Source organism: Lactobacillus nasalidis, from assembly GCF_016587775.1.
GTDB lineage: Bacteria > Bacillota > Bacilli > Lactobacillales > Lactobacillaceae > Lactobacillus > Lactobacillus nasalidis.
This window is the reverse complement of record NZ_BOCG01000309.1, coordinates 1-14,162: the sequence shown is the minus strand read 5'-3', so window position 1 is coordinate 14,162 and position 14,162 is coordinate 1. Positions and strand designations below refer to the sequence as shown.

The 14,162-nt window shown below is 49.1% G+C and carries 19 protein-coding genes and 1 tRNA gene; 19 read left to right on the top strand and 1 reads right to left on the bottom strand.

Annotated features, from left to right (window positions below; all coding sequences use genetic code 11):
• Positions 1-2: 2 nt before the first annotated feature.
• The 15 genes from rpmJ (at position 3) to lacNas_RS05525 (ending at position 11,050) form a co-directional block, all read left to right on the top strand.
• Positions 3-119, top strand: a complete 117-nt coding sequence (rpmJ, locus tag lacNas_RS05595) for a 50S ribosomal protein L36 (RefSeq protein WP_002878160.1) — start codon at positions 3-5, stop codon at positions 117-119.
• 25 nt (positions 120-144) lie between these two features.
• Positions 145-495 (top strand): 30S ribosomal protein S13, encoded by a 351-nt coding sequence (gene rpsM, locus lacNas_RS05590; RefSeq protein WP_201330223.1) that lies wholly within the window; start codon positions 145-147, stop codon positions 493-495.
• Between the two features lie 29 nt (positions 496-524).
• On the top strand, positions 525-914 hold the full coding sequence (gene rpsK, locus lacNas_RS05585; RefSeq protein ID WP_201330222.1) for a 30S ribosomal protein S11: 390 nt from the start codon (positions 525-527) through the stop codon (positions 912-914).
• 43 nt (positions 915-957) lie between these two features.
• Positions 958-1,896, top strand: a complete 939-nt coding sequence (locus tag lacNas_RS05580; RefSeq protein ID WP_201330221.1) for a DNA-directed RNA polymerase subunit alpha — start codon at positions 958-960, stop codon at positions 1,894-1,896.
• Positions 1,897-1,922: 26 nt separating this feature from the next.
• Positions 1,923-2,306 carry a 50S ribosomal protein L17 gene (rplQ, locus tag lacNas_RS05575; protein ID WP_002878136.1) on the top strand — a complete coding sequence of 128 codons (384 nt, stop codon included), beginning with the start codon at positions 1,923-1,925 and terminating at the stop codon, positions 2,304-2,306.
• Between the two features lie 189 nt (positions 2,307-2,495).
• Positions 2,496-3,344, top strand: a complete 849-nt coding sequence (locus lacNas_RS05570; protein ID WP_201330220.1) for an energy-coupling factor ABC transporter ATP-binding protein — start codon at positions 2,496-2,498, stop codon at positions 3,342-3,344.
• Complete coding sequence (locus tag lacNas_RS05565) at positions 3,320-4,183, top strand: energy-coupling factor transporter ATPase (protein WP_201330219.1); 864 nt, start codon at positions 3,320-3,322, stop codon at positions 4,181-4,183. The genes lacNas_RS05570 and lacNas_RS05565 overlap by 25 nt, the downstream gene beginning before the upstream one ends.
• Positions 4,176-4,973 carry an energy-coupling factor transporter transmembrane component T family protein gene (locus lacNas_RS05560; RefSeq protein WP_201330218.1) on the top strand — a complete coding sequence of 266 codons (798 nt, stop codon included), beginning with the start codon at positions 4,176-4,178 and terminating at the stop codon, positions 4,971-4,973. The genes lacNas_RS05565 and lacNas_RS05560 overlap by 8 nt, the downstream gene beginning before the upstream one ends.
• Complete coding sequence (gene truA, locus lacNas_RS05555; protein ID WP_201330217.1) at positions 4,973-5,761, top strand: tRNA pseudouridine(38-40) synthase TruA; 789 nt, start codon at positions 4,973-4,975, stop codon at positions 5,759-5,761. Before lacNas_RS05560 ends, truA begins: the two co-directional genes overlap by 1 nt.
• Positions 5,762-5,866: 105 nt before the next feature.
• The gene (gene rplM / locus lacNas_RS05550; RefSeq protein ID WP_201330216.1) at positions 5,867-6,310 is read left to right on the top strand and encodes a 50S ribosomal protein L13; all 444 of its coding nucleotides are present in this window, start codon (positions 5,867-5,869) and stop codon (positions 6,308-6,310) included.
• A 12-nt stretch (positions 6,311-6,322) separates the two neighbouring features.
• Positions 6,323-6,718 carry a 30S ribosomal protein S9 gene (gene rpsI / locus lacNas_RS05545; RefSeq protein WP_201330215.1) on the top strand — a complete coding sequence of 132 codons (396 nt, stop codon included), beginning with the start codon at positions 6,323-6,325 and terminating at the stop codon, positions 6,716-6,718.
• A 359-nt stretch (positions 6,719-7,077) separates the two neighbouring features.
• Entirely contained in the window at positions 7,078-7,743 is a 666-nt protein-coding gene (locus tag lacNas_RS05540) for a hypothetical protein (protein ID WP_244660624.1), read from the top strand.
• Between the two features lie 236 nt (positions 7,744-7,979).
• Complete coding sequence (locus lacNas_RS14220) at positions 7,980-8,462, top strand: hypothetical protein (RefSeq protein WP_244660623.1); 483 nt, start codon at positions 7,980-7,982, stop codon at positions 8,460-8,462.
• A 218-nt stretch (positions 8,463-8,680) separates the two neighbouring features.
• The gene (locus tag lacNas_RS05530; protein ID WP_201330214.1) at positions 8,681-10,312 is read left to right on the top strand and encodes a peptide ABC transporter substrate-binding protein; all 1,632 of its coding nucleotides are present in this window, start codon (positions 8,681-8,683) and stop codon (positions 10,310-10,312) included.
• Positions 10,313-10,426: 114 nt separating this feature from the next.
• Positions 10,427-11,050 (top strand): NUDIX hydrolase N-terminal domain-containing protein, encoded by a 624-nt coding sequence (locus lacNas_RS05525; RefSeq protein WP_201330213.1) that lies wholly within the window; start codon positions 10,427-10,429, stop codon positions 11,048-11,050.
• Positions 11,051-11,109: 59 nt separating this feature from the next.
• On the opposite strand, the gene lacNas_RS05520 is transcribed toward lacNas_RS05525, so the two are convergent.
• Entirely contained in the window at positions 11,110-12,279 is a 1,170-nt protein-coding gene (locus lacNas_RS05520) for an MFS transporter (RefSeq protein WP_201330988.1), read from the bottom strand.
• Between the two features lie 103 nt (positions 12,280-12,382).
• Here lacNas_RS05520 and lacNas_RS05515 point away from each other — a divergent pair, with 103 nt between their 5' ends.
• The 4 genes from lacNas_RS05515 to lacNas_RS05500 all read left to right on the top strand — a co-directional run.
• Positions 12,383-12,874 carry a YbhB/YbcL family Raf kinase inhibitor-like protein gene (locus lacNas_RS05515; protein WP_201330987.1) on the top strand — a complete coding sequence of 164 codons (492 nt, stop codon included), beginning with the start codon at positions 12,383-12,385 and terminating at the stop codon, positions 12,872-12,874.
• A 110-nt stretch (positions 12,875-12,984) separates the two neighbouring features.
• Positions 12,985-13,056: transfer RNA gene (locus lacNas_RS05510), tRNA-Gln, on the top strand.
• 99 nt (positions 13,057-13,155) lie between these two features.
• Positions 13,156-13,326 (top strand): hypothetical protein, encoded by a 171-nt coding sequence (locus lacNas_RS05505; protein ID WP_201330986.1) that lies wholly within the window; start codon positions 13,156-13,158, stop codon positions 13,324-13,326.
• A gap of 332 nt (positions 13,327-13,658) precedes the next feature.
• Positions 13,659-14,162 (top strand): aminotransferase class I/II-fold pyridoxal phosphate-dependent enzyme (locus lacNas_RS05500; RefSeq protein WP_201346678.1); only part of this gene is annotated, 504 nt, incomplete at its 3' end.

Here is a 14,162-nt window from a genome sequence, read left to right as displayed (position 1 = left end):
ACATGAAGGTTAGACCATCTGTTAAGCCAATGTGCGAACATTGCAAGGTCATTAAGAGACATGGTCGTGTTATGGTTATTTGCCCTGCAAATCCAAAGCACAAGCAACGTCAAGGTTAATTTTAGAAAGTAGGAGGTGCATTCTATGGCACGTATCGCTGGTGTTGACTTACCAAGAGATAAAAGAGTTGTTGTCGCTTTAACTTACATTTACGGTATCGGTGAACACACTGCACAAGCTATCTGTGCAGCAGCCGGTGTATCTGAAGACGTTCGTTCTAAGGACTTGACCCCAGAACAACAAGAAAAGCTTCGTGCAGAAGTTGACAAGTACCGCGTTGAAGGTGACTTGCGTCGTGAAGTAAGCATGAACATTAAGCGTCTTGTTGATATCGGTTCATACCGTGGTATCCGTCACCGTCGCGGTCTTCCAGTTCGTGGTCAAAACACCAAGAACAACGCACGTACTCGCAAGGGTGCTAAGAGAAGCCGTTAATCCCAAAAATAATATAAGGAGGTTTATTGATGCCTGCAAAGAAAACTGCTCGTAAGCGTCGTGTGAAGAAGCACGTTGAAAGTGGCGTGGCTCACATTCACTCAACGTTTAACAACACTTTAGTTATGATTACTGACGTTCAAGGTAACGCCGTTGCCTGGTCTTCAGCTGGTGCTTTGGGCTTCAAGGGTAGCCGTAAGTCTACTCCGTTTGCTGCGCAAATGGCTGCCGAAGCTGCTGCTAAGAGCGCAATTGACCAAGGTATGAACCACATCGAAGTATCAGTTAAGGGCCCAGGTTCTGGTCGTGAATCAGCAATCCGTGCTCTGCAAGCTGCTGGTCTGGAAATCACTTCAATCCGTGACGTTACTCCAGTACCTCACAACGGTTCTAGACCACCAAAGCGTCGTCGTGTTTAATAAAATCTTACTTTGAGACGTGCGTTTTGAAAGGGGCCCAGTAATGATTGAATTTAAAAAACCAAATATTACCGTCGTGGATCAAGAAGACAGTTACGGTAAGTTTGTCGTTGAACCGCTGGAGCGTGGGTTTGGTACTACTTTAGGCAATTCACTGCGTCGGGTTTTGCTGACTTCTGTTCCAGGGACCGGTTTGGTGAAGGTGAAGATCGATGGTGTCTTGCACGAATTCACTACTGTTCCCGGTGTAAAGGAAGACGTAACCAAGATCATCTTGAACTTGAAGAAGCTTGAACTGAGAGCTTACACTGAAGAAACCAAGACGATCGAACTTGACGTTGAAGGTCCAGCTACTGTAACTGCTGAAGATTTAAAGGCCGATGCTGACGTTGAAGTCTTGAATCCTGACCAATACATTTGTACCATCGCGCAAGGCGGCCACCTGCACATGTGGATTGATGTCTGCAACGGCCGGGGCTACGTACCAGCCAGCGAAAACAAGACGGCTGAAATGTCCATTGGTGACATTCCGGTTGACTCACTTTTCTCACCAATCGAAAAGGTCAACTACCAAGTTGAATCAACTCGCGTTGGGAAGAGAGAAGACTTTGACAAGCTTACTCTGGAAATTTGGACAAATGGTTCAATCGCTCCGAATGACGCCCTCAACTTTGCCGCTCGTGTTCTGGTAGAACACTTCAAGGCATTTGAATCAGCAGACGCTGCTGCCGAAATCGGCGAAGTTATGGTAGAACAGGAGAACGACCAAAAGGAAAAGAAGCTCGAGATGACCATCGAAGACCTTGACCTTTCAGTTCGTTCATACAACTGCTTGAAGCGGGCCGGCATCAACACCCTGCAGGACTTGACTGTCAAGTCAGAAGCAGAAATGATGCGGGTACGCAACCTGGGACGTAAATCATTGGAAGAAGTTAAGAATAAATTAGCAGACCTGGGTCTTTCACTTCGTCAAGAAGACTAGTCGTCTGTAATAAAGGAGGCACATTAATGTCATACCGTAAATTAGGTTGGGACAGTAGTCAAAGAAAAGCTATGCTCCGCGAAATGACTACCCAATTGATCATCAACGAACGCATCGTCACTACTGAAGCTCGCGCTAAGGAAGTACGTCGCACTGCTGAAAAGATGATTACTTTGGGCAAGCGCGGTGACTTGGCTGCCAGAAGAAAGGCTGCTGCTTTTGTACGCAACGAAATCGCTGATATCCACGAAGAAGGCGACGAAGTAGTTGTTAAGTCAGCACTTCAAAAGCTGTTCAGCGACGTAGCTCCTCGTTACAAGGACCGTAACGGTGGTTACACTCGGATCATGAAGCTGGCAGTTCCTCGTAAGGGTGACGCAGCTCCAATGGTAGTTTTGGAATTGGTTTAATCTAAAAGCTACAACTAAATATTTTTTGAAATTATTCATGAAAGCGAGAATAAGCGCGATGATGATGGGGAAACCTTAGTCTAGCTTAGATGGTTCGATATCATCCCTCTTCATGGATGATTTTTTTTTCGCTTTTTTTGCTTACCTTGTTACAATAGTTAAAGACATGAACAACTAGGTGGTGACGCAATGAGCGACAATATTATTACTTTTGAACACGTGACTTTTACCTACCCGGACAGTCCGCGCCCGGCAGTAGCCGACCTGTCTTTCGCGGTCGAGCGGGGGAGCTGGACGGCTTTGATCGGCCACAACGGCAGCGGCAAGTCCACTGTCTCTAAACTGATCAACGGCCTGCTGGCCCCGGATGACCTGGAAAAATCCAGTATCACGGTTGACGGGATCAGACTGGCCGCTGATTCTGTCTGGGAGGTCAGGGAAAAGGTCGGCATCGTCTTCCAGAACCCCGACAACCAGTTTGTCGGCGCGACGGTCAGCGACGACGTGGCCTTTGGTTTGGAGAACCGGGCCGTACCCCGGCCTGAAATGCTGAAAATCGTCGCTCAGGCGATTAAAGACGTCGGTATGGCTGATTACGCCGGCAGCGAGCCAAGCAACCTCTCAGGTGGCCAGAAACAGCGTGTCGCGATCGCTGGCATTTTGGCCGTGAAGCCGCGGGTCATTATTCTGGACGAATCGACCTCGATGCTGGACCCGGAAGGCAAGGAGCAGATCCTGGACCTGGTGCGGCGGATCAAGGAAGAAAACGACTTGACGGTCATTTCGATCACCCACGACCTGGAAGAAGCTGCTTTGGCCGACCAGGTGCTGGTCCTGGATGATGGCAAGCTCCTGGACCAGGGGAAGCCGGAGGAAATTTTTTCCAAGGTGGAGCTGCTGGAGCGGATCGGCCTGGACATTCCTTTCGTCTACCGGTTGAAAGAGCTGTTGAAAGAGCGGGGGATAGTGCTCCCTGATGAAATTGATGATGAGGAAAAGTTGGTACAGAGCTTATGGCAATTAAATTCGAAAATGTAAGTTATGTCTACAGCCCCGGCTCGCCGCTGGAGGCAGTCGGCCTGGACCAGCTGAGCTTCAGCTTGGAAGAAGGCCGCTTCATCGCTTTGGTCGGGCATACGGGCAGCGGCAAGTCGACCTTGATGCAGCACTTTAACGCTCTGCTTAAGCCGACGGCCGGGAAAATTGAGATCGCCGGCTACACCATTACGCCGGAAACCGGCAACAAGGGCTTAAAGGGCCTGCGCCGCAAGGTGAGCCTGGCCTTTCAGTTTCCTGAGGCCCAGCTCTTCGAAAACACGGTTTTAAAGGACGTTGAGTACGGCCCGAAGAACTTTGGCTTCAGTGACGATGAAGCCCGCGAGGCGGCCTTAAAATGGCTTGAAAAGGTGGGCCTTGACAGCAGTCTGGCCGAGAAGTCGCCTTTTGATCTCTCCGGCGGGCAGATGCGGCGGGTGGCCTTGGCCGGCGTCATGGCCTACGAACCGGACATCATCTGTTTGGACGAGCCGGCAGCGGGTCTGGACCCGAAAGGGCGGCTGGAAATGATGCAGCTGTTCAAGGACTACCAAAAGGCCGGCCACACGGTGATTTTGGTGACCCACAACATGGATGACGTGGCCGACTATGCCGATGACGTCCTGGTTTTAGAGCATGGCCGCTTGATCAAGCATGCCAGTCCCAAGGAAGTCTTCAAAGACAGCGGCTGGCTCAAAAAGCACCATCTGGCAGAACCGCGCAGCGCGCGTTTTGCCGCCAAACTGACGGCTGCCGGCCTGCCGCTGTCGGGCCAGCCCTTGACCATGCCGGAACTGGCGGACGCGATCAGTCAAAAGCTAAAGGGGGGAGAGCATGAGTAAGATTATTATCGGCCGCTACCTGCCGGGGACGACCTTTGTCTACCGGGTAGACCCGCGGGCGAAGCTGCTGACGACTTTTTATTTCATCATCATGATCTTCCTGGCCAACAACTGGGTCAGCTATCTGGTCATCAGCGTCTTCGGCCTGGCCTGCGTTTTGGCCACGGGTCTGAAGGCCAAGGTCTTTTGGGACGGGGTCAAGCCGATGATCTGGCTGATCATTTTCACCTCCCTTTTGCAGACCTTCTTCATGGTCGGCGGCACAGTTTACTGGCGCTGGTGGATTTTTGCCCTCTCCAGCGAGGGGATAGTCAACGGCATTTACGTGTTTATCCGTTTCGCCATGATTATTTTGGTGTCAACGGTAATGACGGTGACGACCAAGCCCCTGGAAATTGCCGACGCCATGGAGTGGATTCTGACGCCGCTCAAGCTGTTCAAGGTCAACGTCGGCATGATCAGTCTGGTGATCTCGATTGCCCTGCGCTTCGTGCCGACCTTGTTTGACCAGACGCTCAAGATCATGAACGCCCAGCGCTCCCGCGGCGCTGACTTTAACGACGGCGGCCTGGTCAAGCGGGCCAAGTCGGTGGTCCCGATGCTGGTGCCGCTGTTTATCGACTCCCTGGAAGTGGCCCTGGACTTGTCCACAGCCATGGAATCCCGGGGCTACAAGGGCAGCGAGGGCCGGACCCGCTACCGGATTCTTGAATGGAGCAAGGTGGACCTGATTCCGGCCGGCTACTGCCTGCTGTTGACAATTTTGATGATCACGACAAGGATGCATTAATGACAAGCAGATACAAACTTACCCTGGCATATGACGGCCATGACTTCCACGGCTTTCAGTCCCAGCCGGGGCAGAGAACGATTCAAGGGACAGTGGAAGACATCCTCAAACGGATGACCAAGGGCCAGGAGGTCCGGGTCTTTGGATCAGGCCGGACCGATGCCGGAGTCCACTCAGTCGGGCAGGTGATCCACTTTGACTACCCGGGCCGGGAAATTCCGCCGGCCAACATGATCAAGGCCCTTAACTCTCAGCTGCCGATGGATATGGTTTTTACCGACTGTGAAATTGTGGATAAAGATTTCCACTCCCGCTTCTCAGTCAAGGGGAAATGGTATCGCTACCGGGTCAGCCTGGACGGCTTCGTGAACCCCTTTAAGCGTTTTTACACAGGCCACTATCCTTATCCAGTGGATGTGGAAAAGATGCAAGAAGCCGCCAAGGACCTTTTGGGCCGGCACGATTTCACCAGTTTTGCCGCCAGCGGCGGGCAAATCGAGGATAAAGTCCGGGACATGTACTATGTCAATGTGGCCTTGGACGAAGAAAACAATGAAGTGATCATGGACTTTATCGCGACTGGCTTTTTGTACAACATGGTCCGGATTCTGGTGGCAACCTTGCTGGAGATTGGCAATGGCCGCCGGCCAGTTCACGACTTAAAGCGGGTGATCGCGGCCAAGAACCGGCTGGAGGTCCAGCAGACCGCCCAGGCCAGCGGCTTGTACCTTTACCATGTCTTTTACGAGGAAGTGCCGAGAAAATATCGGCTCGACCTTGATTTCTAATTGACATTTTGGTATTTAGGACATATGATATAAGAGTATGTTTGTCCACGATAGGCCCCGGAAACTTATTGTATTCAAACTACGAATTAAACGGAGGAATTTACATTGCGTACTACACCATTAGCAAAGACTAGTGAAATTGAACGTAAGTGGTACTTGATTGACGCTACTGATGTTTCATTGGGTCGTCTTTCAACTGCTGTTGCTACTATCCTTAGAGGTAAGAACAAGCCTCAATTTACTCCAAACGTTGACACTGGTGACAACGTCATCATCGTTAACGCTTCTAAGTTGAAGCTGACTGGTAAGAAGGCAACTGACAAGATCTACTACCACCACTCAGAATACCGTGGCGGCTTGAAGGCTGTGTCAGCTGGCGAATTGCTTGCCAAGAACCCTGTTAAATTGGTTGAATTGTCAGTTAAGGGTATGCTTCCAAAGAACACTCTTGGCCACCAAGAATTCTTGAAGATGCACGTTTATGCTGGTGAAGAACACAAGCACGAAGCGCAAAAGCCTGAAAAGTTAGACATTAACAATTTGATCTAGGAGGTAGTTTAGATGGCACAACAAGCTGCATATGCAGGTACTGGTCGTCGTAAGGACGCCGTAGCTCGCGTTCGTTTAGTACCAGGCGATGGTAAGATCACTATCAACAACAAGGACGTTGCTGACTACATTCCATTGCCAATCTTGGTTAAGGACCTTAAGCAACCTTTGACTTTGACTGAAACTGAAGGCCAATACGACGTTCTCGTTAACGTTAACGGCGGTGGTTTCTCAGGTCAAGCCGGTGCGATCCGTCATGGTATCGCCCGTGCCCTTCTCGAAGTAGACCCAGACTTCCGTGGTCCACTGAAGAAGGCCGGCTTCTTGACTCGTGACCCAAGAATGAAGGAAAGAAAGAAGCCAGGTCTGAAGAAGGCCCGCAAGGCTTCACAATTCTCAAAGCGTTAATCTGGATCGTCAAGAACGGCATCAGATCAGCGGTTTCGAGACTTCAAATGGTCACATATGGTTACAACAGACCATATCGAATCCAAGAGATTTAAAGCATCAGCATCTTGCTGGTGCTTTTTTTCTGCATCAATTTCAGATAATGCTTTTCAGTAGAAAGGTGGATACCTCTTAAGCTATGAAATGTGCTTGTAGGGATGCCTTTTTTTAGTTGTTACTTGTATTTTTGCTTAGTAGGGGGGAAAATTGATATGAAATTGATATGAAATTGAGTTTAGAAGGAAGAAAATATGAAACAAATTTCTAAAGGTATTGTGTCTTTGATGACAGCTACAATGTTATTAACAGCAGTGTAAGGGATGGTTTCTGATACTGTTAATGCGTCTACGTCAGATTCGACTAAAAGTAATCAGAATAATCAAGAAAATAGTGAATACACTTGGCAGAGTGTGAAGCTAACAAATGGAACTGAAATGCAAATTCTTCCAGATGATTCTTCAAGATTAAGCGGGAATATTAAGTACAATGGGCAAGTGTTCTCATATCGCATTGTTTCAAATAGTGGCGTATATACTATTTATTTGAACAACAAAGAGATATGTTCAGCTGATATAAACGATAGCCAGTTGCCTACGACAAGTGTAGGTGGTTTTTTCAACCCACTTGTTAATTTTACGTATGCAAATGGCAAGATGGCGTTCAAACATGCAGGTAGAAAGTACTATTATTTAGCGACAGAGAAGTATAGTGCAGATATGGTAAGGAGATTAACAGGAACGACTAAGGATATTATTATTGGTTTGCTCGGCTTTGTTCCTGTAGTTGGTCCCTATGTTTCTGCTGGTGGCTTAGCCTATACTGTTTATAATGATATTTTTGGAAAGAGTCCTCGAAATAAATGGTATACGGTAAAAGAATATTGTACTAGAGGATATGAATATTACGCTTGGAAGACATATACATATACTGATTCTCACAGAAAGCATCTGCAATCTGTAAAATGGGAGTATAAGAAGGTTCTATGAAAAAAATCTTGACTAGTAAAGTTGCCAGAAGCATATTAGCGCTTATATTTATATTTTTTACGGGGTGGTCTGCCGCAAGATTGACAGTACAGACAGAAAGATCTGAATCGCCATATGACTACTTAATTTTAGGAGGGTTTAGTCTGGTTTTAGGCGCTTTGGAACTCTATAGGTTAATGAATAGTAAGTAATCTAAAGATCAAAATTTAATGTAATAAAAAAGTGGAGCTTTGGCTATGAATTATGACAATGCTGTTGACTTGATTGACCGCTTGATTGACCAGCAATCAGACAAGTATTTTGCCGATTTTGTTCCGTTTACCTTTCAAAATGAAGATTATGCAGAACTAGAGATGTACTTGGACGTACACTTTAAACCGCAATTTACAGAGAAAATAAAATTTATTGCCTTCGCGCTGATGTACCAACATGAGTCATATGTCTACTTAGATGAAGCAGTGGCTAATGCTCTTTACCCTGATCTGAAAAACAAGAACCTACGAAACATTGGCTTAGAGCGGCTGGGAGAAATCATAGATACTATGGTGATTGACAATTACGGCAGCTTAAATATCTTGCTTAAGCAGGAGAATGATTTTTCGCTTATGCGGATTGAAGATGGTTTTAGTACCATTTTCTTTAACCTTAAGGGGCAGCTGCGGGGAGAAGTAGAGAGTCTGGTTGAGCACCAAGGATTGTATTTCAAGGAAATTGACTAAGCAGACCAATTTTTTCCCCAGCTTATCCACATAAGAAAATAAAGCAAAAGTCTAGACCAACTGAATAAAGTAAATCCGTCCCCGACAGAAAAGTTCCAAAAATAAGAGTTTACCGGAATAAAGTACAAGTCCTTGAATAAGCTACAAAATGAAAATACAATTAATGCAAGCTTAAAATGAATTGTGATGACAAAGATGCGAAAGTAGAGGACAAGACAATGAAAATTCCGAAAAACTTAGGGCAAGCAGCTTGCGTCTGCCTGGCGGCACTTGCGTTAACGGCATGTGGTTCTTCAAAGGCAAGTTCATCTGCCAAAAAGACCTTGAACTGGACGACCAGTGCCGAAATTCCAACCATGGACCTGTCAAAGGCAACCGACTCGGTTTCATTTACCCAGCTCTCTAACACCATGGAAGGCCTGTACCGTCTGGGCAAGGACTCAAAGATCACTCCGGGCCTGGCAACTTCTGAAAAAGTTTCCAAAGACGGTAAAACTTACACCTTTACCTTGAGAAAGAACGACAAATGGTCCAACGGGGACCCGGTGACGGCCAAGGACTTTGTCTACTCCTGGCGGCGGACAGTCAACCCGAAGACTGAATCAGAATATTCATACCTTTTCTCTGGCATCAAGAATGCTGACAAGATCGTAGCTGGCAAGAAGCCGGCAACGAGTCTGGGGATCAAAGCGGTTGGCAAGTACAAGCTGGTCGTGACCCTGGAACGGCGGATCCCTTACTTTAACAAGCTGATGGGTTTCGCGGTCTTCTTCCCGCAAAACGAAAAAGCCGTCAAGAAGTATGGCTCCAAGTACGGGACAGCTTCCAAGTACATGGTCTACAACGGGCCGTTTGTCCAAAAGGGCTGGACCGGGTCAAACCTGTCTTGGAAGATGGTCAAGAACAAGTACTACTGGGACAAGAGCAAGGTCAAGCTAAGCCAGATCAACTGGAGCGTGCAGAAGTCGACCACGACCTCATACAACCTCTACCAGTCCAAGAAGCTTGACGCTACTTCCCTTGACTCCTCCCAGATCAAGCAGCTGAAGAGCGACAAGGCCTTTACTTTATTGCCGCAAGGCGGGACCTACTACATGGAATTCGGCCAGGGGTCAGGCGGCAGCAGCTACGTCAAAAACGCCAACATCCGCAAGGCCCTGTCTTTGGCAATTGACCGCTCGGGCCTGGTTTCCACCATTGACGGCGGGGCCAGCCAGCCGGCCAACACCTTGACTTCCAAGGACTTGACCAAGGTCAACGGGAAAGACTACACCAGCTTGATTTCCAGCAGCGCCAAGAGCCTGTACCCGAAAGATGCCAACAAGAAGCTGGCCAAGGAGTACCTGGCCAAGGGTTTGGCTGAACTGGGCAAGAGCAAGATCAAGCTGACATTGGTCTCCAGCGATACCGACAGCGCCAAGAAGAGCGCGGAAGCCATCCAGTCAGACATTGAATCAGCCCTGCCGCAGGTCAAGGTGGAAGTCAACAGCGTGCCGTTCAAGACCCTGCTCAGCCGCCTGGCCAGCCACAAGTTCCAGCTGGGCCTGATCGACTGGATCGCCGACTTTGCCGACCCGATCTCCTTCCTGGACCTGTTCACGACTGGCAACAGCCAAAACGACGGGCAATGGTCAAACAGCAAGTACGACAAGCTGATCGCCGATTCCAAGACCACCACGTCCACCAGCCAGCGCTGGAGCGACATGAGCCAGGCTGAAGACATTCTCTTAAAGGATGCCGGGATCTGTCCGCTTTACTACTCAACCAGCGTCATGCTGGTGCGGACCAGCGTCAAGAAGGCGGTCTACAACCGGGGCAACTGGGACTTCAAGGAAGCCTATGTCAAATAATCGATACTATAGCTACTAAAGAAAGCAGATCTCCGGATCTGCTTTTTTGCGCAAAAATTTTTGCCTTTAGCTATAATTGAGGCAGAAGAAATTTTTTGATGAAGAAGCGAGGACATGATGAAAAAAGGCGACAAATTGATTGACTGGGCCATGGAAATCCAAGCAATCGGGCAGACCGGCCTGGCCTACAGCAAGGATGTGTTTGACACGGAGCGCTACAGCCGTCTGCGGGAAATAGCAGCGGAAATGCTGGCGGAAAAAAGCGAGGTCAATTACGACAAGGTCAAGGAGCTCTTCTGCAATGAAATTGGCTACCAGACCCCGAAAATCGCGACCAGGGCAGCCATCTTCAAAGATGACCAGATTCTCCTGGTCCAGGAAAAAGAAGGGCACTGGTCCCTGCCAGGCGGCTGGTGTGACGTCGACCAGTCCCCAGCTGACAACTGCGTTAAAGAATGCCAGGAAGAATCCGGCTTAACCGTCAAACCGGTAAAAATCATCGCCGTCCAAGACCACTTCAAGCACCACGGCTCGATCCATCCTTACGGGATCACCGACATTTACTATCTCTGCCAGTCCTTGGGCGGGGAATTCAAGGCCAATTCCGAAACCAGCCAGGCTGCCTGGTTCAAAGAAAGTGACTTGCCACCACTGGCGGAAAACAAGAATTCGACTGAACAGGTGAAGATGTGCTTTGCGGCCCACCGGGATCCCAACTGGCAAACTTTGTTCGACTAAAAAAACTCGCCTTACGGCGAGTTTTGTTTTTTGTTTTATTATTCTCTTCTCTATTTGCTTTACTTTTTGGCGGCCAATTGCCGGCAGACCAGGATCATCAGCAGGCAGCTGATCAAGCTGTAGACCCCGCCAAAGTAGGGGGTGCTGGCGATCCCGGTCAAGCCGGCTGCTTGCGCTGCCGTGAAGGAACCCAGGGAAATCCCGATATTGGCAAAGATCGAGTTGAAGCTGGAGGCAAAGTCGATTGACTCCGGATATTCAGCCGCCGCCAGATCCAGGAAATAAACCTGGGTAGATGACCCGTACATGCTGTTGGTGCAGCAGATGCCGACGATGCAGATGAAGGCCAGCCAGGACAGAGGCAAAAGCGGCGCCAAGAGAAAGAGCAGGACGGTCTGGATGCCGAAGACCAAGGGCAGGCGCTTGATGCCGCCGCGGTCGGCCAGAAAGCCCCCGGTCTTGTTGCCGGCGATAAAGGCAAGTCCCAGCAGAAGAAGCAAAATATTCAGCCAGCTCTTCGGGAAATGCATGTAGTCGGTAATCAAGGTCCGGATGTAGGTATAGTAGGTATACTGGGCCGCGCAGACCAGGACGATGGCGATCAAGGTCAGCTGGATCTGCCGGTTGCCCAGGATGGCGAACTGCTTGTGCCCCTGGCTGGACTGGCTCTGCGGGGTATCCCGGGGCACAAAGACCAGCAAAAGGATAAAGGTTACAAGCGTCAGAAGCGAGATCATCCAGAAGCTGGCATGCCAGGAAAAAGTGGTTGAAATAAAGGTCCCGATCGGCAGGCCGATGATGGAGGCAATTGAGAAGCCGGCAAAGATCCAGGACAGAAGCGAGGCTCTTTTTTCCAGGGGGGCCACAAAATTGGCGATAACCAGGATGAGGGAAATAATCGAGCCCGCGGTCGTGGCCGAAAGGATCCGGGAGAAAAGCAGGCTGGCATAGCTGTGGGAGAGGGCTGTCCAGGTATTGCCGATGAAGAAGATGCCCATCAGGAAAAAGAGCAGCTGGTGACGCTTGAAATACTTGGTCAGTGACGTCACCAGTGGAGTGGCGATGGCGTAAACCAGGGCAAAGACGGTGACCAGGTAGCTCAGGCTGCTGAGGGAGGCATGTATTTCCCGGGAAATATCCGGCAGAACGCCGACGATCATATATTCATTGCAGCCAAGCATGAAGGCTACAAAGACAAAGAGAAAAGCTTGAATTTTATAACGTGACATACTGAAACTCCTATAAAACACACTGTTAATTAGTTTAACAGAAAAAATGTTAAAATAAACATGATGATAGTAAGTCTTGAGTAAAAGAAAGCAGGTTTTGACCATGCAGATTCAAGTAAAGTTGGACAAGGGCTATCTGCCCGACGAATATGCCAAGTATGCCAGCGTCAAGGAAGCCGGCAACCCGGTAGTATCCTTTCCTTTTTCCGTAACGGACCTGCCAGCCGGGACCAAGTACCTGGCCTGGTCCTTGGTTGACTATGATTCCATCCCGGTCTGCGGTTTTGCCTGGATCCACTGGCTGGCCAGCGACGTGCCAGCAGCCAGTGAAATTCCGGCTGACTTCAGCAGAAAGACGGATACCCCCCAGGGATACAACAGTACCGTTTCCCGCTTTTTGAACGATCCAGAAGAAGTGCATACGGGCTACGTTGGGCCGACTCCGCCGGACAAGGACCACGACTACCGCCTGCGGGTTTATGCCTTGAGTGAGAAGCTGAACCTGCCGCAACCGTATTACTACAATGAATTCTTGAAGGCCTTGGATGGCAAGGTCCTGGCTGAAAGCCAGCTGGATTTGCCGGCCCGGGCTTAAAAGAAGAAATCCTCCATTTTTTGGAGGATTTTTTTCTTGAAAGTGTTGACCAGACTCTGGAAATTAGGTATTATATTATTTGTTGGGCGTCAGCCCAGCACACACAAGATTGCGTTATAGCCAAGTGGTAAGGCAACGGTTTTTGGTACCGTCATGCGCTGGTTCGAATCCAGCTAACGCAATAAGCAGGTCAAGCCAGGCGGCTTGACCTTTTTTTGTGCTTCCGGCTTGCAGCTGATAAAATGAAGGGGACATTTGCAAAATCAGAAAAGAGGCATCATATGGCAGGAAAAGAAACGGAACAAGCGGAAGTGCAGAAGCTGCTGGGGAAACTGGAAGAAGAAATCTCTTTGAGTTACTACCTCAAGCCCGGGACGATCACGGTGGGCCGGGACCTGGTTCAGGCCCTGCAGGACCTCTTGGCTAATCCTGAAAATTGGGAAGAAAATTAACTTTTGCGCTTGACTTTAATTTATCTTTAAGATATAGTTAAAGCATCAAATGTTGAGAGAGGACAAGAATCATGGCAGCTTTAATCAGCAAAAATGCAAAATTCTTTAGCTTTTATTATTGGAACTAACTTGCATCTGTGGATGCAAGTTTTCAACACAAAACATGCATCTGCAGTTTCAATAATGAGAGTTTTTCTTAACATTGTTTTTTGAAACGGCAGGAATCAGGATCCGGCGGTTTCAAAATGGAACGTGCACAAGCAGACTTTGGTAATCGTGGATCAGCTGATCCGCGATTTTTTATTTTCATTGATCATCTAGGAGGCACAAACATGGTCGATTTAACCCAGCATTTCAAGAAAGGGGTAGCAGAAGTCAAGACTTCAGCTATTCTGAACTTCGCCAAATACAGCAGTCAGTATGCCGATATCGTCAAGTTCACGGTCGGCGAACCGGACTTCAACACTCCTGACCATATCAAGACGGCTGCCATCAAGGGGATCGTGGACAACCACTCGCACTACGCGCCTTCTAACGGGACTGCCGGCCTGCGCGAAGCCGCTGCCGACTTCCTGGCCCGCCGCTATGACATGCATTACGCGCCAAGCGAGATCATCGCCACCAACGGGGCGACGGAAGCCATCTACACGGTCATGTCGGCAATCATCAACCCCGGCGACGTAATGGTCCTGCCAACGCCGATCTTCCCGCTCTACATTGCCGACGCGGCTTTGGAAAAAGCGGAAGTGGTGCAGATCGACACTTCCAAGACCGGCTTCAAGCTGACGCCGGACCAGCTGCAGGCAGCTGTCGACGAATACGGCGACCGGCTGCGG

Bases quoted from the DNA above. Each gene is read 5' to 3' on its own strand.
- rpsK (WP_201330222.1), top strand. From the start codon at position 525: ATGCCTGCAAAGAAAACTGCTCGTAAGCGTCGTGTGAAGAAGCACGTT.
- rpsI (WP_201330215.1), top strand. From the start codon at position 6,323: ATGGCACAACAAGCTGCATATGCAGGTACTGGTCGTCGTAAGGACGCC.
- lacNas_RS05515 (WP_201330987.1), top strand. From the start codon at position 12,383: ATGCAGATTCAAGTAAAGTTGGACAAGGGCTATCTGCCCGACGAATAT.
- lacNas_RS05525 (WP_201330213.1), top strand. From the start codon at position 10,427: ATGATGAAAAAAGGCGACAAATTGATTGACTGGGCCATGGAAATCCAA.
- rplQ (WP_002878136.1), top strand. From the start codon at position 1,923: ATGTCATACCGTAAATTAGGTTGGGACAGTAGTCAAAGAAAAGCTATG.
- lacNas_RS05520 (WP_201330988.1), bottom strand. From the start codon at position 12,279: ATGTCACGTTATAAAATTCAAGCTTTTCTCTTTGTCTTTGTAGCCTTC.
- lacNas_RS14220 (WP_244660623.1), top strand. From the start codon at position 7,980: ATGAATTATGACAATGCTGTTGACTTGATTGACCGCTTGATTGACCAG.
- rpsM (WP_201330223.1), top strand. From the start codon at position 145: ATGGCACGTATCGCTGGTGTTGACTTACCAAGAGATAAAAGAGTTGTT.
- lacNas_RS05580 (WP_201330221.1), top strand. From the start codon at position 958: ATGATTGAATTTAAAAAACCAAATATTACCGTCGTGGATCAAGAAGAC.
- lacNas_RS05540 (WP_244660624.1), top strand. From the start codon at position 7,078: ATGGTTTCTGATACTGTTAATGCGTCTACGTCAGATTCGACTAAAAGT.
- lacNas_RS05570 (WP_201330220.1), top strand. From the start codon at position 2,496: ATGAGCGACAATATTATTACTTTTGAACACGTGACTTTTACCTACCCG.
- lacNas_RS05505 (WP_201330986.1), top strand. From the start codon at position 13,156: ATGGCAGGAAAAGAAACGGAACAAGCGGAAGTGCAGAAGCTGCTGGGG.
- truA (WP_201330217.1), top strand. From the start codon at position 4,973: ATGACAAGCAGATACAAACTTACCCTGGCATATGACGGCCATGACTTC.
- lacNas_RS05530 (WP_201330214.1), top strand. From the start codon at position 8,681: ATGAAAATTCCGAAAAACTTAGGGCAAGCAGCTTGCGTCTGCCTGGCG.
- lacNas_RS05560 (WP_201330218.1), top strand. From the start codon at position 4,176: ATGAGTAAGATTATTATCGGCCGCTACCTGCCGGGGACGACCTTTGTC.
- lacNas_RS05565 (WP_201330219.1), top strand. From the start codon at position 3,320: ATGGCAATTAAATTCGAAAATGTAAGTTATGTCTACAGCCCCGGCTCG.
- rpmJ (WP_002878160.1), top strand. From the start codon at position 3: ATGAAGGTTAGACCATCTGTTAAGCCAATGTGCGAACATTGCAAGGTC.